This window comes from Pseudovibrio axinellae (assembly GCF_900110875.1).
GTDB lineage: Bacteria > Pseudomonadota > Alphaproteobacteria > Rhizobiales > Stappiaceae > Pseudovibrio > Pseudovibrio axinellae.
This window is the reverse complement of the sequence record NZ_FOFM01000007.1, coordinates 163,214-185,593: the sequence shown is the minus strand read 5'-3', so window position 1 is coordinate 185,593 and position 22,380 is coordinate 163,214. Positions and strand designations below refer to the sequence as shown.

Genomic DNA, 22,380 nt, shown 5'->3' with positions numbered 1-22,380 from the left:
GATATCTGCTTCCGTCGCAAGGGGGAAAGTGATCAGCTTACAAGAGCGTTTCAGTTTTACTTTTGGTCAGATTTGTTGCTTGAGCGCCTCTGGTGAGACTTTGTTCTTGTTGGTGAAACCTGGAGCTTTTTGTATTGGTTTGATCGCTGAGCGAGCGAAGGGGTTCTAGGCAGCCGCATATCATTTGCTTAGGTCAGTCATTTGGGCGTCCATATTGACCGTATGATGTCTAGGTTGATCACAAAGACCCCATCAGGCCTAGCGATCAACCGTCTCATTTTCTTTTTTCTTAGGCTTTCCAGAAAGGAAGTTCTCTGAGCCGATGACGTGCTTTTGCGCTGAAGCGCTCAAAATAAGAACAAGCGGGCTTTGTTTTGCTACATGCCACTTGTTCAGGTTTGCGATGGCGCTCTGCCTTTCTGCTGTTGGTAATAGGTTTATTTGCTATGGATCGTGATACGACCACGGCATGTGCCGTCTGAGAATACGCCAACAACAGGGCTCTCACCGAGTAGGCCTGCAGCAAACATCTGAAGCTCCACCGGATCTTTTTGCTCAGAGTCGGGGAAAACAATCTCAAAGCTGTTGGTTAGGGCATAAATGCCTTCGCCTTCAGTGCCATCTGTTTCTGTTATGAGAATGTCATGACCTTTATCGGTAACCGCCTTAGTCTGACCAGCATCATTCTTTCCTTTATCAGTGGCGGTATACCCACTTTCATAACGCGTTTTACAGGTACCATCATCAGGGCTTCCATCGACAAGCGACAACTCAGTGAACTCAACTTTTGTCTGGACTGCTTTGCTTTCATCATGGTCATCTGCAAATGCCGGAGACGCGACGAGGGCCAGTGCACCAAGGCCAAGGATAGACGCAGTTGTTCTTTTCATTTTTCTGCCTGCTTTGATTAGGTTAAGTCCACATTCGTAGCTTTTGTATCCTAGAGGATGAAGGGAACTTAGAGATGAGAAGATTAACAAAATATTGCCAGATAATTTATGGCATTTGATATAGTAAATATATGATTGTTGTTGTTTTGTGCAGTTTATGTGTTCTTGAGTAAAAGAAATATGAAAAGTATAAATCGCATATATATTATTAAATGTACTTTGTTTATATAAGAATTGTTCGTTTTTTGATTTGTACTTGAGTAATATAGAGTGAAGTGACTGCGTGGCCTGTAATTATTTTTAAAATTGCGCGGTCAATTTGCGATTTCGCAAGGGCTGATTTGCGGAGAATTTTTTATGTCAATGGGCATGCTCTTCAACAAACGAAGGGCCCCGGTGGGGCCCTTTGCTGTGCTTAAGAGATACAAATGGAGCTTAAGCGAACTGTTTTTCCAAGTTTTGGCGTGACAGACCATCCATACTTGGCATCAAAGACAGCAGCTCGGCTGTGTAAGGGTGCTTTGGCTTATCAAAGAGCTCTTCTGTTTCTGAAACCTCCAGAAGCTGACCGTGCCGCATGACGCCAATACGGTTACACATTTGCCGGATGACGGCGAGGTCGTGGCTGATGAAGAGCATGGTGAGGCCAAGCTCATCTTGAAGGTCTTTCAGCAGGTTTAGGATTTGTGCCTGAATGGAAACGTCCAGCGCAGAGGTTGGCTCATCGCACACAAGGAAGCGTGGGCGTGTTGCCAAGGCGCGGGCGATGGAAATGCGCTGGCGCTGTCCTCCGGAGAACTCGTGCGGAAACTTTGCAGCTGCTGCAACACCCAGTCCAACGTGTTCCAGAAGGTCATCGACGATCTGGCTTACTTGGCTGTTTGAGCTTGCAAGTTTGTGGAACTTGATCGGCTCTGCCACAATATCGCGTACGCGCATGCGGGAGTTGAGCGAGGAGAATGGATCCTGAAAGATCATCTGCATCTGACGACGCATTGCCAGAACCTGTTTCTTGTCGGTTAGGCTGGTGAGTTCTTGACCTGCAAAGTGGGCGGTGCCGCCGGCTGGGTGATACAGACCGGTGATAACGCGTGCTACGGTTGATTTGCCGGAGCCACTTTCGCCCACAAGACCGAATGTCTCGCCTGCGTGAATGTCAAAACCGACCTTATCCAGTGCGGTGAAGTATTCTCTGTTCTTTGACCTCCAGGCATCCTTGGTGAGGAACTTCATCGTGATGTCTTTGACAGAGAGTAGCGGGCCGTTGACGGCTTTGTAATCGCGTGCCTTACCAAGCCAGTGGGTGGAAATGTCGATCTGCTTGAATGGCTTTGCCGAGCCTTCGATATAATCCACCTGCGGGAAACGATGAACCTTCACATCTGGGCGCGGAACTGCTGCAATCAGGCTTTGCGTATATGGATGCTTTGGAGCACCAAGCACCTGCTTGGATTCGCCGTATTCGACCAAATCACCGCGGTACATAACCGCTACATGGTCGGTCAGGTCTGCAATCACACCCATATCATGGGTGATGACCAGCATCGCCACATTCTTCTCGGAGCAGAGCTTTTTCATCAGGTCCAGAATTTGGGCCTGAATGGAAACGTCAAGTGCGGTGGTTGGTTCGTCTGCGATGATCACTTCAGGGTCTGCGCACAGAGCCAGAGCGATCACAACGCGTTGGCGCATGCCACCAGAGAACTGGTGTGGGTACTGGCCAATGCGCTCTGCCGGATTTGGAATGCCGACCTGATCCAGCAATTCAATCGCACGTGCTTTTGCTTCCTGCTTGGAAAGTGGCAAGTGCAGGCGAATGGTTTCCATTAGCTGAAATTCAATGGTTTGCAACGGGTCCAGTGAGGTCAGCGGGTCCTGAAAGATCATGCCGATGCGCTTGCCGCGCAGTTCACGATATTTCTCGGGTGTCAGGTTATCAATGCGCTGACCTGCGAGGTGGATTTCACCGTGCGCAATGCGGCCCGGGTGTTCCAAAAGACCGATGGTCGCGTTTCCGACGGTGGACTTGCCTGCGCCGCTCTCTCCCACGACACCAAGGATCTTACCTGGATCAACGGAGAGATTTACATTGCGGGATGCCACGAAATTTTCTTTGCGGCTAGGGAACTCAACGGTGAGTCCGCGAATATCTAAGATGCTCATGGTCTCTTCTCCCTAGCGCAGTTTCGGATTTAAGGCATCACGAAGCCAGTCGCCCAGCAAATTTACTGCCAGTACGAGGATCGCCAAGGCCAGTCCTGGGAAGATCGCAATCCACCACTCACCTGAGAACAGGAAGTCGTTACCGATGCGGATCAGTGTACCCAATGAAGGCTGTGTTGATGGAACACCAACACCAAGGAAGGAGAGGGTGGCTTCTGTGATTATAGCCAGAGCAAGGTTGATGGTTGCAATAACCAGCACAGGGCCAAGAACGTTTGGCAGAACGTGACGGATCATGATGATCCATGCAGGAATGCCGATAACACGGGCGGCCTGCACATATTCCTTGTTCTTTTCTACCAGTGTGGAGCCACGCACAGTACGTGCGTATTGCACCCAGAACGACAGGCCAATGGAGAAGGTCAGAATCCAGATCGCCCATGTTTCACGGTCGATGCTGCCAAAGATACCATTTGCAATGCCATCAATGAGCAGGGCGAGCAGGATTGCCGGGAAGGTGAGCTGAACCTCTGCAATACGCATGATGATAGCGTCTGTGCGGCCTCCAACATACCCAGAAATCAACCCGAGGGAGATGCCGAGGACTGCTGCAAAGGCAACAGACAGGAAGCCAACAGCTAATGAGATGCGCATGCCATATAAGATGCCGGAGAGAAGATCACGGCCTTGATCATCGGTTCCCAGAACGTAGCGCGGGTCAGACCATTCCATACCGATTGGCGGGATGCGGGCATCCATGATGTCGAGCTGAGCCAGATCAAATGGATTAAAGGGAGCGATGAGCGGCGCAAACAAAGCAGCCAGCATGAGGATCGCAGTGGTCAATGCAGCGAGAACTGTGACCTTGGAGCTTAAGAAGCTGTGAAGCAGGTCGCTGTCAAGAAAACGCGCCATGGCGGAGCGGGAGGCTTGTGGGACCCCGCTGCCGGGAATGGTCGAGTTGTTATCTGTCATGTTTCTTATCCTTGCCGCGTCTTATGCGCGTGAGCGTTCGGTGCGCAGGCGCGGGTCGATAACGATGTAGAGAATATCGACAGTCAGGTTGATGACAACGAAGATGAAAGCGGTAAGTAGCAGGTAGGCTGCCATGATCGGAATATCCACGTTCTGCACGGCTTGCAGGAACAAGATGCCCATACCTGGCCACTGGAACACAGTCTCTGTGATAACCGCAAAGGCGATGATTGAGCCAAGTTGCAGGCCGGTGATAGTGATAACCGGAACCATCGTGTTTTTGAGCGCGTGGATGTAATAGACCGAGCGGTTTGGCAAACCACGAGCACGGGCAAACTTGATGTGGTCTGTGCGCATGACTTCCAGCATCTCAGCGCGGATCAGGCGCATGATGAGAGTCATTTGGTACAGGCCCAAAGTGACGGCTGGCAGGATCAGTGCCTTCAGACCACTGATGGTCAGGAAACCGGTATCCCAAAATGGCGCGATCTGCACGACTTCACCGCGACCAAAACTTGGCAGCCACTGCAAGGTTACTGAGAAGAAGAAAATGAACAGGATGCCGATGAAAAATGTCGGCAAGGAGATACCTACGAGAGATACCGACAGGAACATCTTTGAAAGCCATGAATCACGGTTCAGGCCAGTGTAAACACCCATTGGAATGCCGAGCAATAAGGCAAAGATTGCTGATGCAAAGGACAGCTCCAGTGTTGCAGGCAGACGGCGACCAATCAGGTCTGCTACGGGCTGCTTGAACTGGTAGGAGTTGCCGAAGTCAAACTGGATTGCACCCAGGACATATCGGAAAAACTGAGTAAATACAGGGTCATTCAGACCAAGGCGTTGGCGCAGGGCTTCACGCTGTTCCGGGGTTGTTTCAACTCCAACCATCTGGTTGACAGGGTCTCCAACAAAACGGAAGAGCAGGAAAGAGATTAAGGCTACGACAAACATGACCACTAGAGCCATGGCGATACGCCGAGAAATAAAGCCAAACATTTTTCTAATTATTCCTGAGTAAGGGAAGCCCGGCACCAGTGGCGCCGAGCTTTTCTCTATGTGTTTGCAGGCTTATTTGAAGTTCACGTATTTCAATAGGAACTTGTTGTCCGCGCGCTGTTTGAGAGTAACCTTGTCGGATACACCCCAAGCCAGTCCCTGCTGGTGCAGAGGGATGTGGGACACTTCGTTGTTAATGATGGTGTAGGCCTCGGAGATCAGAGCGTTGCGCTTCTCTTCGTCGTTTTCAGAAAGAACCAGCTTGGTCAGCTCATCGACCTTCGGGTTACAATAGCCACCCAGGTTGAATGGGCTGGCCGTACCTTTGTCTTCACGGCAGTTGTTCAGGTTCTTGAGGATGTTGTAGCTGTCAAAGGAACCTGGGGTCCAACCGAGCATGTAGAAGGAGGTGTCGAAGCCACCAGAGGCGAGAACCTTAGCGAAGTATTTTGCTTTAGGCTGGGCGTTCAGGTTGATCTTGATGCCAACGCGAGCGAGGAACGCAGCAGTTGCCTGACAGATTGCTTCGTCGTTCACATAGCGATCGTTCGGGCAGTCCATGGAAACTTCAAAGCCGTCTGCATAACCTGCCTCTGCAAGGAGTTCTTTTGCAGCCTCTGGGTCGTATGGGTAACGAGAGAAGTCACCAGAGTTTGCAAACAGGAATGGTGAGATCAACAGAGCAGCCGGTTCGGACAAACCACGCATGATTTTCGCTTTGATCGCGTCAACGTCAATTGCCTGATAGAACGCCTTACGAACGCGTACGTCCTTAAACGGGTTTTTGCCTTTGATGTTGGAATAGGTCAGCTCATCGCGGCGCTGGTCGAAACCAAGGAAGATAGTGCGTAGTTCTGGGCCTGTCAGAGCAGAGGTGCCCGCATTGTTGTCTACGCGCTTGATGTCCTGCACCGGGATTGGGTAAGCCATGTCTAGCTCACCGGAAAGCAATGCTGCAACGCGGGTTGCATCAGATCCAATTGGAGTGAACTCAGCGCCCGTCAGGTTGTGTTGTTTCTCGTCCCACCAGTCTTCATTGACAGTGTAGGTCGTCTTCACGCCTGGCTCATGGGAAGCGAGCTTAAACGGGCCGGTGCCGTTTGCATGCAGAGATGCATAGTTTGGATTGGTGTCAGAAGCGGAGGTTACTTTCACCGCATCATTTGCTTCTGTCCATTCCTTGTCCATGATGGGCCAATTTTCCCATTCAGAATGCAGAATTGGGTTCACTGCCGGAAGGATGAAGTCGACGGTGTAATCATCAACCTTTTCGACCTTTACGTCTGCTGCCAGAACCTGGGTCAGGTCAGAGCCTTCTGCACGCACGCGGTCTGCGGAAAAGATCACATCGTCTGCATTGAAGTCATTACCGTTGTGGAACTTTACGCCCTTGCGAAGATGGAAGCGCCAGCGGGTGGGTTCGATGACTTCCCAGCTCGTTGCAAGTGCCGGCTCAGGCTTTAGGTCTGCCGAGCGTTGCACGAGAGTTTCATAGACATTGCCATGCATACTCAGCGAAAAAGTTTCGTTCAGGCTGTATGGGTCCAGCTGGTTGTAGGTTCCCTGAAACGCGAACTTAAGCGTTTCCGCATTCACCTGAGTTCCGGCGGTAAGCGCCATTCCCAATGCAACGGATGCAATTTTTAAACGCATTCTAATTTTACTCCCCTTGTCCCCTTATGCAGATTCTAATGGTTCTGCAGGGCCCCTCTCGTTTCGCCGACCACTTGATTAGGCGGATTCTGGCGATTTAATGATATTACCAAAATGAATGAATGCGTCTAGGGGGCAGTGCGTAGTAGAAACGAGGACTTAACGAGCCTGTAACGCTATTTCATAGCGTATTCAGCGGCTAAGCTATGTATTTCTTGATTTTTAATGCGCGTTGGTTAAGAGATAAACTAAAGCTAAGGTGAGTATATTTCATCTAAGGTGTGAATTTAGAGGGCTCTGATCTTGTTGATTGTGTATGGTATCCGCAACTGCGATAGTGTTCGCAAGGCTTGTAAGCTTTTAGATGAATATTGTGTTGACTACAATTTTCACGATTATAAGAAAGCTGGCGCTGATGAGAGTGTTCTCAGCGATGCTTGTGAACGGTTTGGCTGGGACGCTGTTTTGAATAAGCGCGGGACCACGTGGCGCAAACTGGATGATGAAACAAAAGCAAGTGTTACGGACCAAGACCACGCTATCGCCTTGATGGTGCGGGAAACGTCATTAATTAAAAGGCCGCTGGTTTTGTGCGGCAAACAACCTTTATTGGGGTTCAATGCTGTCTTGTGGAGAGAGATCTTGGAAAAAGGAGAGCTTTGATAACTCTTCTTTCATGGAGCGGAAAGTTCAGGGGTTGGATGCCCTTAGGCCGTGCTGCTCCTTCCAGTGGTAAAAGGTGCAGGCGATACCGACACAACAAGTGTGATAGACCAGCTGGTGTCTTTTATCGGGGAAGTTTTCTTGTAGCTGGTCATGGCACTATCCGAAATGTGATGGTGCTTGCTTTTCAGGTGAAGCGGGCTTTGAGCTGGTGTTGGCCCGCTGCTGGTATCCCTTGCTTTACCGTGCGCTTCGGGGGGGCAATAGGGTTCCTCTTTTCGATGCTCTTGTAGAGTTCGCGTCTATGATCGCGGCATGCATTATGCATCGCTGTGGTATAATTTCATCGTTTTTGATGAGAAAATTTAGTCTATTTTCGTTGAACGCAGAGAAACCTCAGTTATGAGCTTTAAACCCCTGTGTATGAGAGTGAGTAATTCATATAATTCATCAATTTATTTATGATGGTGTTCATTTTTGCTTGGATTTTGCTGTGAGATACGGACGTTCAGGTATGAATGTACTTTGCATGAGAATACCATTTACCGTTCAAATTAAGGCGTCGTTTGCTGCTTAGATCTTGGATAAGCTTGTCAGATCAAAACGCTGTACATCCCTCAGGAGCTTTATAAACTCTTGTGAGGCGTGTGTCAGCGAGGCTTCTCCTTTTTCAGCGGAGGCCAAGGCTGCATTGCCAAGTGCGCCAGCCTTGTTCAGGTCCTCGCTCATCCACCCGTACTGGTGACGACCATGGGCGCGCAAGTGTGCATCAGTGCTGATGTGGTTGGTTTGCGTTGAGGTGAAGTCAGTGGCTTTGTCCATGCGCACCAGGTCTGGACGCAAGGCCAGCATAATTGAGGTTTCGATATCTCCGCCATGAATGCCATAGCTGAATTCGTCAGCAGAATAGAGGCCTTCGGGTTGGCCAAATCGGAGCCAACTGGATTCCACCGCGAATATGTTGTGCTTCATGCGCAGTTCGCGGGTGATAATGTCCATTAGTGATGAGTTGCCACCGTGGGAATTGGCGAGCACGAGTTTACGAATACCAGTTTTGGCGACACATCCGCCGATCTCAATCCATGCTTTGATCGCTGTTTCCCATGAAAGGCTTAAGGTGCCGGGAAAGGAGAGGTGCTCATCTGATTTTCCAATGGCTTGTACGGGCAGGAACGTGACTGGCAAATCACCTGGCAACAGCTCAATTGTACGGGCGATCTGGCCTTCTGCAATGCAGGTGTCTGTGTAGAGCGGAAGGTGAGGGCCGTGCTGTTCAATCGCCGCGATGGGCAGAACTGCGATCCAGTCGCTGGTGTCGTTCTGCGAGAAGTCTGTTGTCGTCATTTCGTGCCAATGGCGGCGGGGCAGGGCGCTCATGTTTTATCCGGTCTTTGTTGTCTTAGCAGCAGAATAGCGTGTTGTAAGGCTGGCGTCATCGGTTGTGGTGGTTGCTACTCGGATTTTTCAGTGGTTGAGGGTAGGAGGGCGTTTACTTTGGTACTGAAGCGATAGCTCTGAGAACTCACAGAAGTTTCTGCCCCCTGTCTTTCTTGGTGACCAACAACAAGAAGGAGAAGCTGATTATGTTTTCTAAAAAGACACGAAAAGGACTGGTTGGCGGTGTCGCTTTAACGCTGGCTGGCGTGATGGCTGGTGAGGCAAGCGCTGCCAAGGCAATCTTGCTCGATAAAGGGATTTGTAAAGACCATGCTGTCCCTGTCATGGTGGAGTGGGGGAATGCAAACGGTTACGACAAGCGGTTTTTCATGATGGACAATGGAGATATCGTGAAAATGGATGATGGTTTGGAGTTTAAAGATGTCACTGACCTACTGGTGGCAGGACATGGTGCTTCTGGTAATGCAATGGGTTTGGAGGCGGTGAAGTTTGCAGATGCAATACGTGCCGGAGGAGCTGAACCTGCTAAGCTCGACAATGTTACCATGGGGATGTGCTGTTCAGCTGGGGCTAATGGTGATGAGAAGAGTGTAATTGTCGCTCTTCAGGAGAAGTTTCCAGACATCAAAAAAATTGTGGGGTCACCAGATACTGTATATTTGGCCGGGTACAAGAAAGCTGATTTCAAATCAGCGGAGCTGTCTGGTGGGTATCAATCTGGCAGCGAAACGGCTCTTTCCGTTCTAAATACAAATATTGATGTTATCTGGAGGCAGACAAGCAATGTCTTTAATGGAGCTGCATATAGCTTTGCAAACAGTTGTGAGAAACTGAAGGAGGCAAGCTCCAAAACGGCTGGTGACCTTCCGCAAGGCAAAATAGATGCAGTTGCGTGGGCTAAGTTTATTTTGGAGAGAATACACGCGATTTATATGCCAGCGGACAAAACCAGTGAGCCTCAACGCAGCTTCTCGATGTACACCGAGAATATTAAGGCAAAAAATCCAATGTTTACCTGTGGCAAGAGTGTTGTAAGCGAAAATCCAGTCGCTAAAAAGAAATGCGACAGTTTTTGATCTCCTGTAAAAGCAAGAGAAGTTTAGTAAGACGGATTGAATAGATGTATGGCTCCCCCCTCTTGTCCCTTATGGGCATATCTAAGACCTTTCAGAATGGTACCACTGCGCTGGATGGGTTGGACCTTGATGTGCAGGCGGGGGAGTTTTTGAGTATTCTTGGGCCGTCAGGGTGCGGCAAGTCCACTATTTTGAGGCTTATTTCTGGTTTGGAAGAACAGAGCTCTGGTGAGATTGTTCGCACTGGCGAGGATGATGTTGGCTTTGTGTTTCAGGAGCCGACCTTGTTGCCGTGGGCAACTGTCGCTGACAATGTCTACTGGCCGTTGAAGGTGAAAGGTGTCTCCAAGCGGGATGCTACGGAGCGGGTTGAAGAAGCGCTGGAAATGGTTGGGCTTTCTAACTTTGCTGCACATATGCCTTCTGAGCTTTCCGGCGGTATGAAAATGCGGGTTTCGATTGCACGGGCGCTTGTTACCAAGCCGAAGCTGTTGTTGATGGATGAGCCATTTGCAGCACTGGATGAAATTACGCGCAACAAGTTGAATGATGACCTGCTGGACTTGAAGTCCAAGCATGACTGGACGATTCTATTTGTCACCCACTCTGTTTATGAGAGTGTGTTTTTGTCTTCCCGCATTGTGGTTATGGCTGCACGGCCTGGGCGGATTGTTCATGATATGTCGCTTGAAGCCCCGTTCCCACGGTCTCTCAACTATCGGATGGAATCGCAGTACGCCTCTTATTGTCGTGAAGCGGTTGAAGCGCTGGAAACTGCGATGGCGCATCACGAAAAAGTGCCTGCATAAGCTTCAGGCCCTGCATTTTTTGAATTGAAAGTTTTTAAACGCCTAAGAAATCTCATTAGGTCACTAATTAATCGCCGAACTGTCATCTGACGTATATATTCGGGGGCTATCACTGCTGTGTATTTGCCAGTTACTGGTGTTTTATGTGATTTGAATAGCAGCGAGATTAATAAGACCATGGGCTTTAACTTCAAGAAAAGCACGACTTTCCGTCTTGCGCAGGCCGCGAAAGCGCAGCGAGCACGTTCTGGAGCACACCTTTCTTGCATTGGATTGCATCCTGGACAGGAAGCTGTTCTGAAAATTTTGAATGAAGAGGACGGAAAGACCATGAGTCAGTTGGCTCTGGCGCTTGGGGTGCAGCCGCCGACTGTGACGAAGATGGTGACGCGACTTTCTGCGCAGGGGTTAGTGTTTCGTCGCGTTTCCGAAAGCGATGGCAGGCTTGCCCGTGTCTTTTTAAGTGAAGAGGGTCGTGACCGCACTTTACAGGTCGATCGTGTCTGGAAGCGACTTGAAAAAGAAGCTTTGGTGGGCATTGACGATAAAGACCGCAAGAAGCTCCGCCGTTTGCTTCGTCAGGTTGAGAAAAATCTATCCGCCAGTTTTGAAGATGATCCGGGACTGGAAGCAGAGCTAGAGGCGGAAGCTAAGACAGCAGAAGCGCAGGCGAACAATCTGCGCGACCTTGAGGACGCGGACTAACATAGGATTGGTGACCCGCTTTGGGTGCAGGCCTTTGTGCTTTTTTGAAGTTTATGCATCTTGGCAGAGGAACAGAAGGTCTGTGTCCGGCGTTTCCAATCCAAACTGGGTAAGCAGCGCTGTTATCTGCCCTCTATGGTGGGTTTGGTGGTTGAAGAAGTGCAGCAAAAGATCCCCGACGTTCTTGATTGCCGGAATGCCCTTCATATTCGTGTAGGACAGAGCGTTGCTGGTGTGGGCTGCGGTTATGCTCCCTGCAAACTCTTCAATGATTGCATCAAGTTTTTGCCGTGCTGCTTTTAACTCATCCCATTCTTCAAAAAGGATTGATGTCAGGGCAGAGGGCACCGGGAATTGATCAAGCCCTTGCAAATTTTCAGAGGAGCTTGACTGTTTTGCAAAGCGGCGCAACCATGCAAGGTCTGCCACCATAATGTGATTAAAGGTTGCCAGAACCGAGCGAAAGAAAGCGCCACGGTCTTCCTTGAGCTGTTTGTCATCTAATTGTTCTGCGCACTCATAAAGGCGCGCATTCACCCAAGTATTGTATTGTGCTAGCAATTTGAAATCAGAATACATAGTCGAAAACCTGTCATCCACTTATGATTTACGGAGAGACATATTAGGGTATCTTATGAATTGAGCAATTGGCTGAACCTTGAGAAATCATAATGAATTCTCTTTGTGGGCATTGTGGAGTATTGCTATTTCTTGGTGTTGCTGCGCATAAGTGCCTAAGAATACTAAATGGATCCGGCTGGATATGCGAGGAAATCGGCATTGAGCGGCACAGGTAAACCACTGAGACTAGGCGATCTTGCCGAGAAACTGGGTGTTTCGACGGCTACTGTTTCTTTGGCATTGAGGGATTCTCCACTGATTGCCAAGGCCACAAAAGCGCGGGTGAAAGCCTATGCTGAAGAAGTTGGCTATATCTATAACCGCTCCGCTGCATCTTTGAGAACCTCTCAATCAAATATGATTGGTGTGGCTGTTCACGATATTCTCAATCCTTACTTTGCCGAGGTGTTTCGCGGGCTTGAAGAAAAGCTTGCCGAGCAAAACAAAACCATTTTGATCTGTAATCACAGGGACATTGCAGAGCGGCAAAAGCACTTTACTGATACGCTTTTACAGCACCGCGTGGATGGTTTGATTTTGTGCGCTTCTGTTGGCACGACCTCTAAGGATATCAATTCTATCGTCCATCAAGGTATACCGGTCACACTAGTTTGCCGCGATGTTGCTGGCGCAAACGCCCCGTGTGTGCGCGGTGATGACTTTCTGGGCTCTTATCGGATTACGCAACATCTCATTGAGCAGGGGCATACGCAGATTGCCATGGTTGGTGGCCGAAGAGGAAGCTCGACTGGTCGGGACCGAAACCGCGGCTGGAGATCTGCTTTGGAAGACGCCGGGATTGATGTCGATGCGCAGTTAGAGATACCCGAGTTGATGACGCAGGCCGATGGCCGGTCAGTTGCCACTAAAATTATTGAGGCTGAGCTGAGGCCGACGGCAGTTGTGTGTTTTAATGACCTTGTTGCACTGGGCCTCATGAGCGCTGTTCGTCGACTGGGTGTTGAGCCGGGGCCTGACCTGGCCATTGTGGGCTATGATAATACCGAGGGGACGGAAAATCGGAGTCCTGCGCTGACCACTGTGGACAACGGGGCAGCGACCATTGGCGTGAAGGCTGCAGAGCTCATGCTCTCGCAAATGAACGGCGAAAAAATCAATAATGATCTGATGTTAATTGAACCCAAGCTCCGCGTCCGTGAGAGTGCGCCTTCTCCTGGGGAACGTTTGACCCCTGTGGGCGGGTTGTGCGTGAACCCTGAGTAACGCTGAACTCACAACAGGCAAGGCTGTTGGAACCGTGAAACTGTCGCGTTGAAACTCTATGTTTACTATGCCGCGTTTATCTAGGCGGTATATTGTTTTGCGTTTGGAGTTTCGTGATGGATAGTTATCGCGGTAGTGCCGAGGACTACAAAGACTTGAAGATGTTCGGCTTTTTTACGCTTGCTATGACTTGTATGGTCTTGCTGGTAGGCTGACATCTCTTTTGCGACTCGCCCTAGTTCATTGGGACGCAGGGTTGGCGTGTACGTCTTTACTCCGGCTTGTGCTCGGTCACGAAGACCAAGCTTCCACTGGCCGCGTTGCGAACAAGAGCGTATTGCCTGCTCAAGATATGGTGAGAGCGCCTCTTATAACATCAAGCGTTCCCTAGGTTATGGTGAGGTGACTTCTTTGATCCAATCCAAATAAGTGCCAAGGCCATTATTGATGTTAAGCTGTATGATCTCAGGCGTCTCGTATGGATGATTGTCTGCGATGAGCTGTTCAATTAATTTGTAATCCCGTTGTTTGCACTTAATCAGCATCTGGATCTCGTCACGCCTGTGTACTTCTCCCTTCCACCTGAAAACACTGCTGACATTCACCATCTGTACACTTGCTGCGGCGCGTTCTGAAATGAGCAACTCAGAGATATGTACAGCGTCTGACTTGTTTAATATTGTTGTTACTACAATGGAATACATAGGGGTTCTCCTCTTTAAATCCGTGTGAAGTTTATGTGGCTTCAAACCTTATGGATTGTCATGCACTTGTGCTTGCGCGGAACAACAAGGAGCTGTCTCCAAATGACAAGAACCGATAGTTGTGTGAGATTGCGCGCTTATAGGCATTCAACATCATGTTCTGGCCGCTGAAGGCAGAGACCAACAGGAACAACGTTGAGTCTAGTGGGTGGAAGTTTGTTATAAGCGCGTCTGTGGCGCGAAATTGAAATCCAGGCTTAATAAATATATCGGTTGTGCCGCGAAATGGTTTTGTGAGCTGGCTTTTATCGGTAGAGCTTTCTAGTAGTCTCATCACTGTCGTACCAACGGCAATAATGCGGCCACCCATTGCGCGAACCTGGTTGATCTTGTTAGCCGCCGCCTTTGTGATTTCTCCCCACTCTGAATGGAGAGCTTTATCATCGTCCTTAACGGCGTGTGATGGGAACAAAGACTCGGTTCCAACATGCAAGGTTACATTGCAGCTAGATATTCCGTAGGTGTCGAGCGCTTTGAGTAGGCGATGCGTAAAGTGCAAACTAGCGGAAGGGGTGAGCGCAGCACCTTCGTTTTTGGCGAATACAGTTTGGTAGCTTCGTTTGTCGCTGGGCTTTGCATGTGGAAGCTGGTTTAAGAATGGTGGTTCTGGAAAATTTCTAATGCGAGCCATGTGCTCTTTCAGCTCAAGCCCAGCCTGCTGAAACTGGAGCTCTACGACGCGTCCTGTTTTTTCTTTGACCGCCGCTTCCAGGGTTTTCGGGCCTTTGAAGAAGGTGAGTTTCTCGTTCTTGCTGATGGAAATGTCATCTTTGAGATGTACGGTCCAGCAATCTGGAGTTTTTTGATCAGACAAAAACATTGAGATCGGCTGGGAGGCACCCCCTGAACTTCGGTAGCCTCGAATTTCAGTTGGGATGACCTTGGTGTCGTTAAAGACGATGAGGTCTCCAGGCCTGAGTATTTGCGGGAGTTCGATGATTTTTCGATCCGACAACGGTTCCCGGTCCTCAGGCTTAACCACCATGAGCTTTGCTGCATCCTTGGGCGAAATCTGCTCTGATGCAATTTGATGCAGTGGGATCTCTAGTGTTGATGTGACTGTGTTCATTTCTGAAAAGCCTCTCGCTCGATTTAGGCAGACACAGCATTGACGAACAGGATTGGTCTTGTTTGACCAGTACTAATATCAATCGCAGTGTATAAATTGAATTTCGATCCGAGGATTTATGTTCTAGTATTTTGATAGTCAATGTTTTGATAGTGTTATCCGCGTGAATTTCTTGTTTTTGATCAATAAATACAGTAAATTCTGGGATGTATATTTATTAATGAATAAGTAAATATTGTTCTATGTGCTATAATTTTCTTAAAATGTGGTTTTATTTATTGCTTGATGTTGGTTTCTAGTCGAATGAAAAAAACATGAAATTTGTACGAGCGTCAATAATTACAAGTTATTAATTGGAGTTTTGAGCGCGTAGTAAGTATCAATTAAGTATTTAATGTATTTGTCTTTGCGATAAATGCATGAATAATTTGTACTTTTAGAGATGTTATCTCATGGGTAATTTTTTGTTAACTTAGGGTTAACTGGTTGTGTCGAGAATCTTTGCATAAAACAGATCCTGGAGGTTGTCTATATGCATGGGATTTTCAGAGAAATAGCTTTATTTTCTGGTGTGGCTGCTGCCATGGTAACCCTTGGAGCCTTCCCTGCGGGGGCCAGCGTCATTTCTGGTAGCTGGTCTATTTCAGATGTGTTGTCTTCGAAAACATGCTCAGCTCAGCTTGGGACAGAGCCGGCGGCGAGTGGTTTTGGAAACATGTTTGAAACTACAAACTGCCAAGGGTTATATGCACCAATCACCAAAGCCACGGCTTGGGAATGGAGCTATGAAGATGGCCTGTCCTTGCTGGATGCAGAAGGTCAGGTAGTGCTTCGGTTTGACCTTGATGAACTTGATGGCCTGACCTCCGTCGGACCAGCCTCACTGTTCTTAATCATGCAGCCTGTCCAGCATGACAGCAAGGCAATGGATCTTTCAGGTTTGATTGAAAAAGCGATTTTGATAACAGCGCAGCGTTAGATCGTTTGTTCTGGCTAAACCTCTTACTCGCCGCGTGTGCTGAGGAAGTCTCCCACGCGGTCGAGTGCGCGTGCTATATTCTCCTGTGAGTTTGCATAGGAGAACCGCAAATACCCTTCTCCTAGTACGCCAAAATCAGGTCCGCCAATGAGGGCGACGCCTGCTTTTTCCAGTAGCTCTGAGGCCAATGGCTTGGCTTTCCAACCTGTCTCTTTGATGTTTGGGAAGGCGTAGAAAGCTCCTTTGGGAAGCTTGCAAGAGATGCCGGGTAGGGCGTTTAAGCCTTCCACGACCAATTTTCGTCGGATATCAAAGGCTTTCATCATGTTGTCGACTGCGTCTTGTGGCCCGTTGATGGCTGCAATGCCTGCATATTGGCTTGGGGTGTTAACGCAGGACCAACAATTTACCGCAAGCTTGCGAGCTTTGTCGATGAGAGAGGCCGGCCAAACACAGAAGCCCATGCGCCAGCCAGTCATTGCCCATGTTTTTGACCAGCCATTGAGCAGGATCAACTGGTCGTTGAGTTGCTCAAACTCCAGCAGGGATGTGTGCTTCAAGCCATCGTAGGTCATCCGCGAATAGATTTCGTCGGAGAGAACGGGCAGGTTTGGATGATTTTCCAACCCTCTCACCAGTTTTTCGATCTCGCTGCGTGGTGTGATCCCACCTGTTGGGTTCGCCGGTGAGTTGAGGATCAGCAGGGCGGTCCGCTTGTTGATCAGGTTGAGGGTTTCATTCGCTGAAAAGGCGAAGTCATCGTCCTCGCGGATCGGCACTGGAATAGGGGTGGCTCCGGTGAACTCGATCATAGATCGGTAAATTGGGAAGCCGGGATCAGGGTAGAGTATTTCTTTGCCCGGTTCGCCAAACATTAAAATTGCCATAAACATGGTGACTTTGCCACCAGGAACGACCATCACGTTGTCTGGTGAGACAGAGGTGCCGGTTTCCCTGTGAAGGCTGGCCGCTATGGCTTCTCTTAGTGGGAGAATGCCGGTTGCGCTGGTGTAACCGTGATGACCATCGCGCAGTGCTTTAACCGCAGCTTCGACAATGTGCTCCGGGGTTTGGAAATCAGGCTGACCGATGCCAAGATTGATGATATCGCGGCCTTGCTCTGCCAATGCGGTGGCTCGGGCAAGAACTGAAAATGCATTTTCTTCACCTATGCGGTCAAACGCCTCTACCGTTTTCAGTATGATGACTTTCCCTCCCGAAGTGCCTACGTATTTGTGCTGATCATAGGTGGTGGAAGTCACTGGATGCAAACGGTAAATTGTTGCGATGACAACTGCACGATACGGGGAAGGGTGGATCAGAGGATATTGTGCTCACGTTACGCTGACGAGTGAAATGCGACGGATCCTCTGGGGACAGGTGAAGGGATATCAAACAATCAGGTGCTAGGGTCTTTTGCTGGGAGAGCAACTGACTATATTGAGGGCACGAGATTAATGTGCCAGCTCAATGCAAGAGCACACCCATCCAAGGAGACGTAAATGTCTGAGGCTGCTGATAGCCGTATTCCTGTTACCGTGCTGACCGGATATCTGGGCGCAGGTAAAACCACGCTGCTTAACCGTATTTTGAGCGAGAACCACGGCACCCGTTATGCTGTGATCGTCAATGAATTTGGTGAAATCGGCATCGATAACGACCTTCTCGTTGAGTCTGACGAGGAAGTCTATGAAATGAACAATGGCTGTATTTGCTGCACTGTTCGTGGTGATTTGATCCGTACCGTTGAGAACCTGATGAAGCGTAAAGGCGCTTTTGATGCGATCATCGTGGAAACCACTGGTGTGGCCGATCCTGCACCCGTGGCACAGACCTTCTTCATGGATGATGATGTACGCGCTGCTGCCAAGCTGGATGCCGTTGTGGCCGTTGTGGATGCGCGCCATGTGCAGCAGCGTTTGAAGGATACTGAGGAAGCTGAAGACCAGATCGCATTTTCTGACGTGATTTTGCTCAATAAGACCGACCTTGTTTCTGCTGAAGAACTGGCGGGCGTTGAAGCGGCGATCCGTAAGATCAATCCGTACGCAAAGATTCATCATACCGAGCGCTGCCAGATCGCCATTAATGATGTGCTTGACCGTGGTGCATTTGAACTGGAGCGTATTCTCGATCTTGATCCTGAGTTCTTGAAAAAGGCCGAGCACGCCCATGATCATGAATGCGGGCCAGATTGTGATCACGACCATGATCACGGGCATCACCATCATGGGCACGATCACAAGCATGATCATTCTCACCCTGATCATGAATGCGGCCCTGATTGCGATCACGACCACGGTCAGGAGGATACGCACTCGGTCAAGTCGTTCTCGTTCACTGCTGGTGACCTGAATGCGAATGTGTTCTTTGACTGGATCAACCAGGTCACACAGATTCAGGGGCCGAACATTTTGCGAATGAAGGGCATTTTGTCCTTTAAGGATGACCCGCAACGTTATGTGGTGCAGGGCATTCATATGATTGTTGAAGGTGATCATCAGCGGGATTGGAAAGAAGACGAGAAGCGCGAGAGCCGTATCGTCTTTATTGGCCGTGAGCTGGATGGTGCCGCGCTTAAAACCGCCTTTGAAGCTTGTGTTGCGGAGTGATTGCACAGTGCCAGTGATTGCTCCTTTGGATATTGATGGCTTTGTTGTTGAAGCCAGCTTTCTGGGTGATGTCGCCGCTTTTGCAAGTGGTGAAGGATCCGTCTTTTTTGCAGGTGGGCCGGAGACACAAACTCCGGTTCACAAAAACGGGCTGCTCTGTGCCACGCCAACACAGGATGGCAAAGCGCTTGTTACCGGTGGTGGCGACGGGCGGATTTGTAAAATAAGTGCAGATGGCAGTGTTGAAGAGCTTGCCGTGCAGCCACGCAAGTGGATCGATATTATTGCAACCGGTCCTCAAGATAGTGTTGCATTTGCCTCTGGCCGCACAGCATGGGTCCGTTTGAAGACGGGGGAACTCAAGGAGTTTCAGCTGCAACGCGCTTTCGCCGGTTTGACGTTCGCGCCTAAGGGAATGCGCCTTGCTGCTGCTCGCTATGACGGCGTGACTTTGTTTTGGGTGAATGCAGCTGGTGATCCCCAAGAGTTGAGCTGGAAAGGTGCACATAGCGGTATTTGTTATTCTCCAGATGGCAAATACCTTGTGACGACCATGCAGGAAAATGCTCTGCATGGCTGGCGTCTTGCGGACAGTCAGGACATGCGTATGACCGGGTATCCGGGCAAGGTGAAGTCGGTTAGCTGGTCTGTGAAGAATAAGTATCTGGCGACGTCTGGTGCTCAGGCTGCTATCCTGTGGCCGTTTATGGGAAAGAGCGGCCCGATGGGGCAGGCTCCGCTTGAGCTTGGCGTACGAGCAGACAGCATGGTCTCGGTTGTGAGCTGTCATCCAACCGAAGATATGCTGGCTATTGGCTATCAAGACGGTATGGTGATGGCTGTACGTTTTCACGACAATGCTGAAGTGGTCTTGCGCCGCCCAGGTGCTGGCCCTGTTTCCGCTCTTGCGTGGGATAAAAAAGGTAATCGTCTGGCCTTTGGTACGGAAGAGGGTGCAGCCGGAGTGATTACTCTGGTGGATTAAAACAGGGGGAAGTTCGTGATGATGATTGCACGGGTTTTAACGCTTGGCGTTGCGCTTGTGAGTGGCACTGCGACTTCTCAATTACCTGAGTTTGCCCAACAATATCGCCAGCGCATTGGTGGTGCTATCGATGCGCTGGAAGAGGTCAAGGCTGACTTTGCAGCAGATTCTGCTGCAGCCAGCAAAAGCGTAACGACTGCCCTTGAGCACATGGCCATAAGCACAGACCGCTTTGTACAGATGCGCGGTCAGAGTGTTGAACGCTCACTTGATCGTCTTTATGCACTCAAAGAACAGCAGTTGGCTATGTCGTCGGCTGCTGCATTTGAACGGGTCTGGGTCTTTTTGAAAAAGCCAGACACGAAACTTTCCCGCGCTACATGGAGTGATTTTGAGCCTGCGGTGCCCGTAACACTGGAGGGTGGTGTTTTGGCTGCTTTTGGTTTTGCTCTGGGCCTGCTTTTCTTGCGTTTGACGGGTGCTGCTGGACGCGTGAGACGGCGGCGGAGATTCCGCCAAAAAGCAGATATCTAATGCACTTTGAATGTATCCATTTCCTGCCTAAGCAATTTGCTTGTATATGGACGGTCTAAACTGCTTCAACTTTTTGTTTTAGCACGTACTGTCATCCGAAAGCCGGCCAATTTTTTGGGAATACGCTAAGAGGTCTTGTCGATGGACTCCATCACACGAATTAGATGCTTTTTACAGGTTGTAGAAAGCGGTGGTTTTTCAGCTGCGGCGCGAGATATGGGCCGCTCCAAGGCGCTGATTTCCAAATATGTCAGTGAGCTGGAAGATGAATTGGGCGTGCGGCTGCTAAATCGGACTACGCGGCAGATTTCTCTGACACAGGTCGGTGAGGCTTATTTTCGTGAAGCTGGTGAGCTGTTGCAAAGGTTTGATGATCTGAAAGACGCTGTCCAGCAGGAACATAAGGAAGTGCGCGGAAGGTTGCGGTTGAGTGCGCCGCGTTCGTCCACTGAGTTGATGCTTGGCAGTGTATTTGCTTCCTTTTTGCAGGATCACCCGCGTGTTGAGCTTGATATTCAGATGGAGGACCGGTTCGTCGATATTGTCGAGGAAGGCTATGATGTTGCAATTCGTATTACTGAGCTTGGTGATTCCAGCCTGATAGCGCGCAAGATCAGAGATGTCCGAGTGGTTGTTTGTGCTTCTCCAGGTTATTGGGAGGAGCATGGCATGCCAGAAAAGCCGAGTGAATTGTCGGGAATGCCTTGCCTTATTACTACTAACTACAAGTTCAAGTCCAATTGGATGTTTGTTGAGAACGGAGAACGGTTCTCTGTCCCTGTGAAGGGGCCTATGCACGTGAACAGTGCCAAGACAGCAATTTCGTCTGCTTTGGTTGGCCTTGGCGCGGTTCGCCTTCCGATTTTTTATGTGCATGAAGAGTTGACGAAAGGGACGCTCGTACCAGCTCTGGAAAAATTTGAGGTTCCGGGTCCTGCAATGTATGCGGTCTATCCACATCGCAGGCACTTGTCGGCAAAGGTCCGGGCTTTCGTTGATTATATGGTCAACTGGCACAAGCAGCTGGAGCGGCAAGGTAACTGCCCCAGCGCGCTTGTTAAGGTTGCACATAAAGAGCAATAAAGCGGCTTGCTTTTGGAACCGCTATATTGCTTGTTTGCGGACTTAGTTAGCGTTGAGCTTCCTAAGCTGGAGTGTCGTGGCGGCGAAAACGTTCTTCGGCCACCTCATCCGCGATGATGTTGGTTGGGCGATTTTCCGCTTCTGCTCTTTCGAAAATCTGCGTAAGCGTGTCGCTGATCGCTAAGGTTTTTCTGCGCACGATCGTATCTGACGCACCAGGTTCGCCCAAAGCTACAGAAATGACGCCGCCAGCGTTGATCGCGTAGTCTGGCGCGTATAGGATGCCGCGTTTCATCAGCGCTTCGCCATCTTCCGGTGTTTCAAGCTGGTTGTTGGCTGCGCCCGCAACGACTGCAGCCTTTAGCTGAGGGATTGTATCGGGGTTAAGACCACCGCCCAGTGCGCATGGTGCGAAAATATCAGCTTCTACGAGGTGGGCTTCATCAGGTGAGACACTCGTTGCGCCCAGCTCTTCGATTGCGCGCTTTACAGCTGGCTCATATATGTCTGAAACGATAAGGCGGGCACCAGCCTCATGTAATTGGCGAGCAACCTCATATCCTACATGCCCTAGTCCTTTTAGAGAGACGGTTAGGCCTGATAGGTCATAGGATCCAAACTTGTGATTGGCTGCTGCTTTGATGCCGACATAGGTTCCTAACGCGGTGTAGGGTGACGGATCGCCAAAACCAGTTGCGTCTGTTCCAAGCGCGTACTTTGTCTCGCTGCCAATGATTTCCATATCATCAGAGCTGATGCCAACGTCTTCTGCGGTAATGTAGGTTCCTGCAAGACGATTGATGTGTTTGCCAAACGCCCGGAGAAGCTCAGGGGTCTTATCTGTACGCGGATTTGCAATGATGACTGACTTTCCTCCTCCCAAAGCAAGGTCAGCTAACGCATTTTTATAGGTCATGCCTTTTGAGAGGCGCAGTACATCGGTCAGAGCATCATTCGCGCTTGCATAGTTCCACATGCGACATCCACCAAGACCGGGACCGCGATTTGTGTTGTGAACTGCGATGATTGCTTTCAAGCCGGAGGCTTCATCTGTGATGAGCACGACTTGTTCGTGGCCTGCGAACTCTGGGTGGTCAAATGGTGTCATGTAGGTATCGATCATTATATTGTTATGCAATGGCACGTTCATTAAGCTCTCCCAAACGAAATTGAAC

21 protein-coding genes are annotated in these 22,380 nt (G+C 49.7%); 10 read left to right on the top strand and 11 right to left on the bottom strand.

Going from position 1 to position 22,380, the window contains the following annotated elements; all coding sequences use genetic code 11:
- Positions 1-437: 437 nt before the first annotated feature.
- The 5 genes from BMZ51_RS16130 to BMZ51_RS16110 form a co-directional block, all read right to left on the bottom strand.
- The gene (locus BMZ51_RS16130) at positions 438-890 is read right to left on the bottom strand and encodes a hypothetical protein (RefSeq protein WP_068003779.1); all 453 of its coding nucleotides are present in this window, start codon (positions 888-890) and stop codon (positions 438-440) included.
- Between the two features lie 435 nt (positions 891-1,325).
- Complete coding sequence (locus BMZ51_RS16125) at positions 1,326-3,053, bottom strand: dipeptide ABC transporter ATP-binding protein (RefSeq protein ID WP_068003781.1); 1,728 nt, start codon at positions 3,051-3,053, stop codon at positions 1,326-1,328.
- A gap of 12 nt (positions 3,054-3,065) precedes the next feature.
- Positions 3,066-4,028 (bottom strand): ABC transporter permease, encoded by a 963-nt coding sequence (locus BMZ51_RS16120; protein WP_068003783.1) that lies wholly within the window; start codon positions 4,026-4,028, stop codon positions 3,066-3,068.
- Between the two features lie 21 nt (positions 4,029-4,049).
- Complete coding sequence (locus tag BMZ51_RS16115; RefSeq protein ID WP_068003785.1) at positions 4,050-5,030, bottom strand: ABC transporter permease; 981 nt, start codon at positions 5,028-5,030, stop codon at positions 4,050-4,052.
- Positions 5,031-5,102: 72 nt separating this feature from the next.
- Complete coding sequence (locus BMZ51_RS16110; RefSeq protein WP_068003787.1) at positions 5,103-6,683, bottom strand: ABC transporter substrate-binding protein; 1,581 nt, start codon at positions 6,681-6,683, stop codon at positions 5,103-5,105.
- A gap of 312 nt (positions 6,684-6,995) precedes the next feature.
- Here BMZ51_RS16110 and BMZ51_RS16105 point away from each other — a divergent pair, with 312 nt between their 5' ends.
- Complete coding sequence (locus tag BMZ51_RS16105; RefSeq protein WP_068004188.1) at positions 6,996-7,346, top strand: ArsC family reductase; 351 nt, start codon at positions 6,996-6,998, stop codon at positions 7,344-7,346.
- A 573-nt stretch (positions 7,347-7,919) separates the two neighbouring features.
- On the opposite strand, the gene BMZ51_RS16100 is transcribed toward BMZ51_RS16105, so the two are convergent.
- Positions 7,920-8,723, bottom strand: a complete 804-nt coding sequence (locus BMZ51_RS16100; RefSeq protein ID WP_068003789.1) for a creatininase family protein — start codon at positions 8,721-8,723, stop codon at positions 7,920-7,922.
- 206 nt (positions 8,724-8,929) lie between these two features.
- Between BMZ51_RS16100 and BMZ51_RS16095 the strand changes: the two genes are divergently transcribed.
- From BMZ51_RS16095 to BMZ51_RS16085, 3 genes are all read left to right on the top strand, one after another.
- Complete coding sequence (locus tag BMZ51_RS16095; RefSeq protein ID WP_139201405.1) at positions 8,930-9,820, top strand: hypothetical protein; 891 nt, start codon at positions 8,930-8,932, stop codon at positions 9,818-9,820.
- A 44-nt stretch (positions 9,821-9,864) separates the two neighbouring features.
- A complete protein-coding gene (locus BMZ51_RS16090) occupies positions 9,865-10,629 on the top strand; it encodes an ABC transporter ATP-binding protein (RefSeq protein ID WP_068003795.1) in 765 nt (254 codons plus the stop codon).
- Positions 10,630-10,806: 177 nt separating this feature from the next.
- A complete protein-coding gene (locus BMZ51_RS16085) occupies positions 10,807-11,334 on the top strand; it encodes a MarR family winged helix-turn-helix transcriptional regulator (protein ID WP_068003797.1) in 528 nt (175 codons plus the stop codon).
- A 51-nt stretch (positions 11,335-11,385) separates the two neighbouring features.
- On the opposite strand, the gene BMZ51_RS16080 is transcribed toward BMZ51_RS16085, so the two are convergent.
- On the bottom strand, positions 11,386-11,913 hold the full coding sequence (locus BMZ51_RS16080; RefSeq protein ID WP_068003800.1) for a DinB family protein: 528 nt from the start codon (positions 11,911-11,913) through the stop codon (positions 11,386-11,388).
- Positions 11,914-12,114: 201 nt separating this feature from the next.
- On the opposite strand from BMZ51_RS16080, the gene BMZ51_RS16075 reads away from it, so the two are divergent.
- A complete protein-coding gene (locus BMZ51_RS16075; protein WP_068004190.1) occupies positions 12,115-13,179 on the top strand; it encodes a LacI family DNA-binding transcriptional regulator in 1,065 nt (354 codons plus the stop codon).
- Between the two features lie 392 nt (positions 13,180-13,571).
- Here the strand turns inward: BMZ51_RS16075 and cutA are convergent, their stop codons facing one another.
- Both cutA and queA read right to left on the bottom strand, forming a co-directional pair.
- Complete coding sequence (gene cutA / locus BMZ51_RS16070; RefSeq protein WP_068003803.1) at positions 13,572-13,883, bottom strand: divalent-cation tolerance protein CutA; 312 nt, start codon at positions 13,881-13,883, stop codon at positions 13,572-13,574.
- Positions 13,884-13,941: 58 nt separating this feature from the next.
- Positions 13,942-15,012 carry a tRNA preQ1(34) S-adenosylmethionine ribosyltransferase-isomerase QueA gene (gene queA, locus BMZ51_RS16065; protein ID WP_068003807.1) on the bottom strand — a complete coding sequence of 357 codons (1,071 nt, stop codon included), beginning with the start codon at positions 15,010-15,012 and terminating at the stop codon, positions 13,942-13,944.
- 532 nt (positions 15,013-15,544) lie between these two features.
- On the opposite strand from queA, the gene BMZ51_RS16060 reads away from it, so the two are divergent.
- On the top strand, positions 15,545-15,991 hold the full coding sequence (locus BMZ51_RS16060; RefSeq protein WP_068003809.1) for an AprI/Inh family metalloprotease inhibitor: 447 nt from the start codon (positions 15,545-15,547) through the stop codon (positions 15,989-15,991).
- A 23-nt stretch (positions 15,992-16,014) separates the two neighbouring features.
- Here BMZ51_RS16060 and BMZ51_RS16055 read toward each other — a convergent pair whose 3' ends face one another.
- Positions 16,015-17,193: a pyridoxal phosphate-dependent aminotransferase gene (locus tag BMZ51_RS16055; RefSeq protein WP_068004191.1), complete on the bottom strand. Its 1,179-nt coding sequence runs from the start codon at positions 17,191-17,193 to the stop codon at positions 16,015-16,017.
- Positions 17,194-17,493: 300 nt separating this feature from the next.
- Between BMZ51_RS16055 and BMZ51_RS16050 the strand changes: the two genes are divergently transcribed.
- From BMZ51_RS16050 to BMZ51_RS16035, 4 genes are all read left to right on the top strand, one after another.
- Positions 17,494-18,603, top strand: coding sequence for a CobW family GTP-binding protein (locus BMZ51_RS16050; protein ID WP_068003811.1), 1,110 nt, complete (start codon positions 17,494-17,496; stop codon positions 18,601-18,603).
- A gap of 7 nt (positions 18,604-18,610) precedes the next feature.
- The gene (locus BMZ51_RS16045) at positions 18,611-19,588 is read left to right on the top strand and encodes a WD40 repeat domain-containing protein (RefSeq protein ID WP_068003821.1); all 978 of its coding nucleotides are present in this window, start codon (positions 18,611-18,613) and stop codon (positions 19,586-19,588) included.
- 18 nt (positions 19,589-19,606) lie between these two features.
- On the top strand, positions 19,607-20,122 hold the full coding sequence (locus BMZ51_RS16040) for a DUF2937 family protein (RefSeq protein ID WP_068003824.1): 516 nt from the start codon (positions 19,607-19,609) through the stop codon (positions 20,120-20,122).
- 141 nt (positions 20,123-20,263) lie between these two features.
- Positions 20,264-21,205 (top strand): LysR family transcriptional regulator, encoded by a 942-nt coding sequence (locus BMZ51_RS16035; RefSeq protein ID WP_068003826.1) that lies wholly within the window; start codon positions 20,264-20,266, stop codon positions 21,203-21,205.
- Positions 21,206-21,266: 61 nt separating this feature from the next.
- On the opposite strand, the gene BMZ51_RS16030 is transcribed toward BMZ51_RS16035, so the two are convergent.
- Positions 21,267-22,355: a Glu/Leu/Phe/Val family dehydrogenase gene (locus BMZ51_RS16030; RefSeq protein WP_068003829.1), complete on the bottom strand. Its 1,089-nt coding sequence runs from the start codon at positions 22,353-22,355 to the stop codon at positions 21,267-21,269.
- Positions 22,356-22,380 lie beyond the last annotated feature (25 nt).

Excerpts from the sequence above, each read along its gene's own strand:
- BMZ51_RS16130 (WP_068003779.1), bottom strand. The coding sequence starts at position 890 with ATGAAAAGAACAACTGCGTCTATCCTTGGCCTTGGTGCACTGGCCCTC.
- BMZ51_RS16125 (WP_068003781.1), bottom strand. The coding sequence starts at position 3,053 with ATGAGCATCTTAGATATTCGCGGACTCACCGTTGAGTTCCCTAGCCGC.
- BMZ51_RS16120 (WP_068003783.1), bottom strand. The coding sequence starts at position 4,028 with ATGACAGATAACAACTCGACCATTCCCGGCAGCGGGGTCCCACAAGCC.
- BMZ51_RS16115 (WP_068003785.1), bottom strand. The coding sequence starts at position 5,030 with ATGTTTGGCTTTATTTCTCGGCGTATCGCCATGGCTCTAGTGGTCATG.
- BMZ51_RS16110 (WP_068003787.1), bottom strand. The coding sequence starts at position 6,683 with ATGCGTTTAAAAATTGCATCCGTTGCATTGGGAATGGCGCTTACCGCC.
- BMZ51_RS16100 (WP_068003789.1), bottom strand. The coding sequence starts at position 8,723 with ATGAGCGCCCTGCCCCGCCGCCATTGGCACGAAATGACGACAACAGAC.
- BMZ51_RS16095 (WP_139201405.1), top strand. The coding sequence starts at position 8,930 with ATGTTTTCTAAAAAGACACGAAAAGGACTGGTTGGCGGTGTCGCTTTA.
- BMZ51_RS16090 (WP_068003795.1), top strand. The coding sequence starts at position 9,865 with ATGTATGGCTCCCCCCTCTTGTCCCTTATGGGCATATCTAAGACCTTT.
- BMZ51_RS16085 (WP_068003797.1), top strand. The coding sequence starts at position 10,807 with ATGGGCTTTAACTTCAAGAAAAGCACGACTTTCCGTCTTGCGCAGGCC.
- BMZ51_RS16080 (WP_068003800.1), bottom strand. The coding sequence starts at position 11,913 with ATGTATTCTGATTTCAAATTGCTAGCACAATACAATACTTGGGTGAAT.
- cutA (WP_068003803.1), bottom strand. The coding sequence starts at position 13,883 with ATGTATTCCATTGTAGTAACAACAATATTAAACAAGTCAGACGCTGTA.
- queA (WP_068003807.1), bottom strand. The coding sequence starts at position 15,012 with ATGAACACAGTCACATCAACACTAGAGATCCCACTGCATCAAATTGCA.
- BMZ51_RS16060 (WP_068003809.1), top strand. The coding sequence starts at position 15,545 with ATGCATGGGATTTTCAGAGAAATAGCTTTATTTTCTGGTGTGGCTGCT.
- BMZ51_RS16050 (WP_068003811.1), top strand. The coding sequence starts at position 17,494 with ATGTCTGAGGCTGCTGATAGCCGTATTCCTGTTACCGTGCTGACCGGA.
- BMZ51_RS16040 (WP_068003824.1), top strand. The coding sequence starts at position 19,607 with ATGATGATTGCACGGGTTTTAACGCTTGGCGTTGCGCTTGTGAGTGGC.
- BMZ51_RS16035 (WP_068003826.1), top strand. The coding sequence starts at position 20,264 with ATGGACTCCATCACACGAATTAGATGCTTTTTACAGGTTGTAGAAAGC.
- BMZ51_RS16030 (WP_068003829.1), bottom strand. The coding sequence starts at position 22,355 with ATGAACGTGCCATTGCATAACAATATAATGATCGATACCTACATGACA.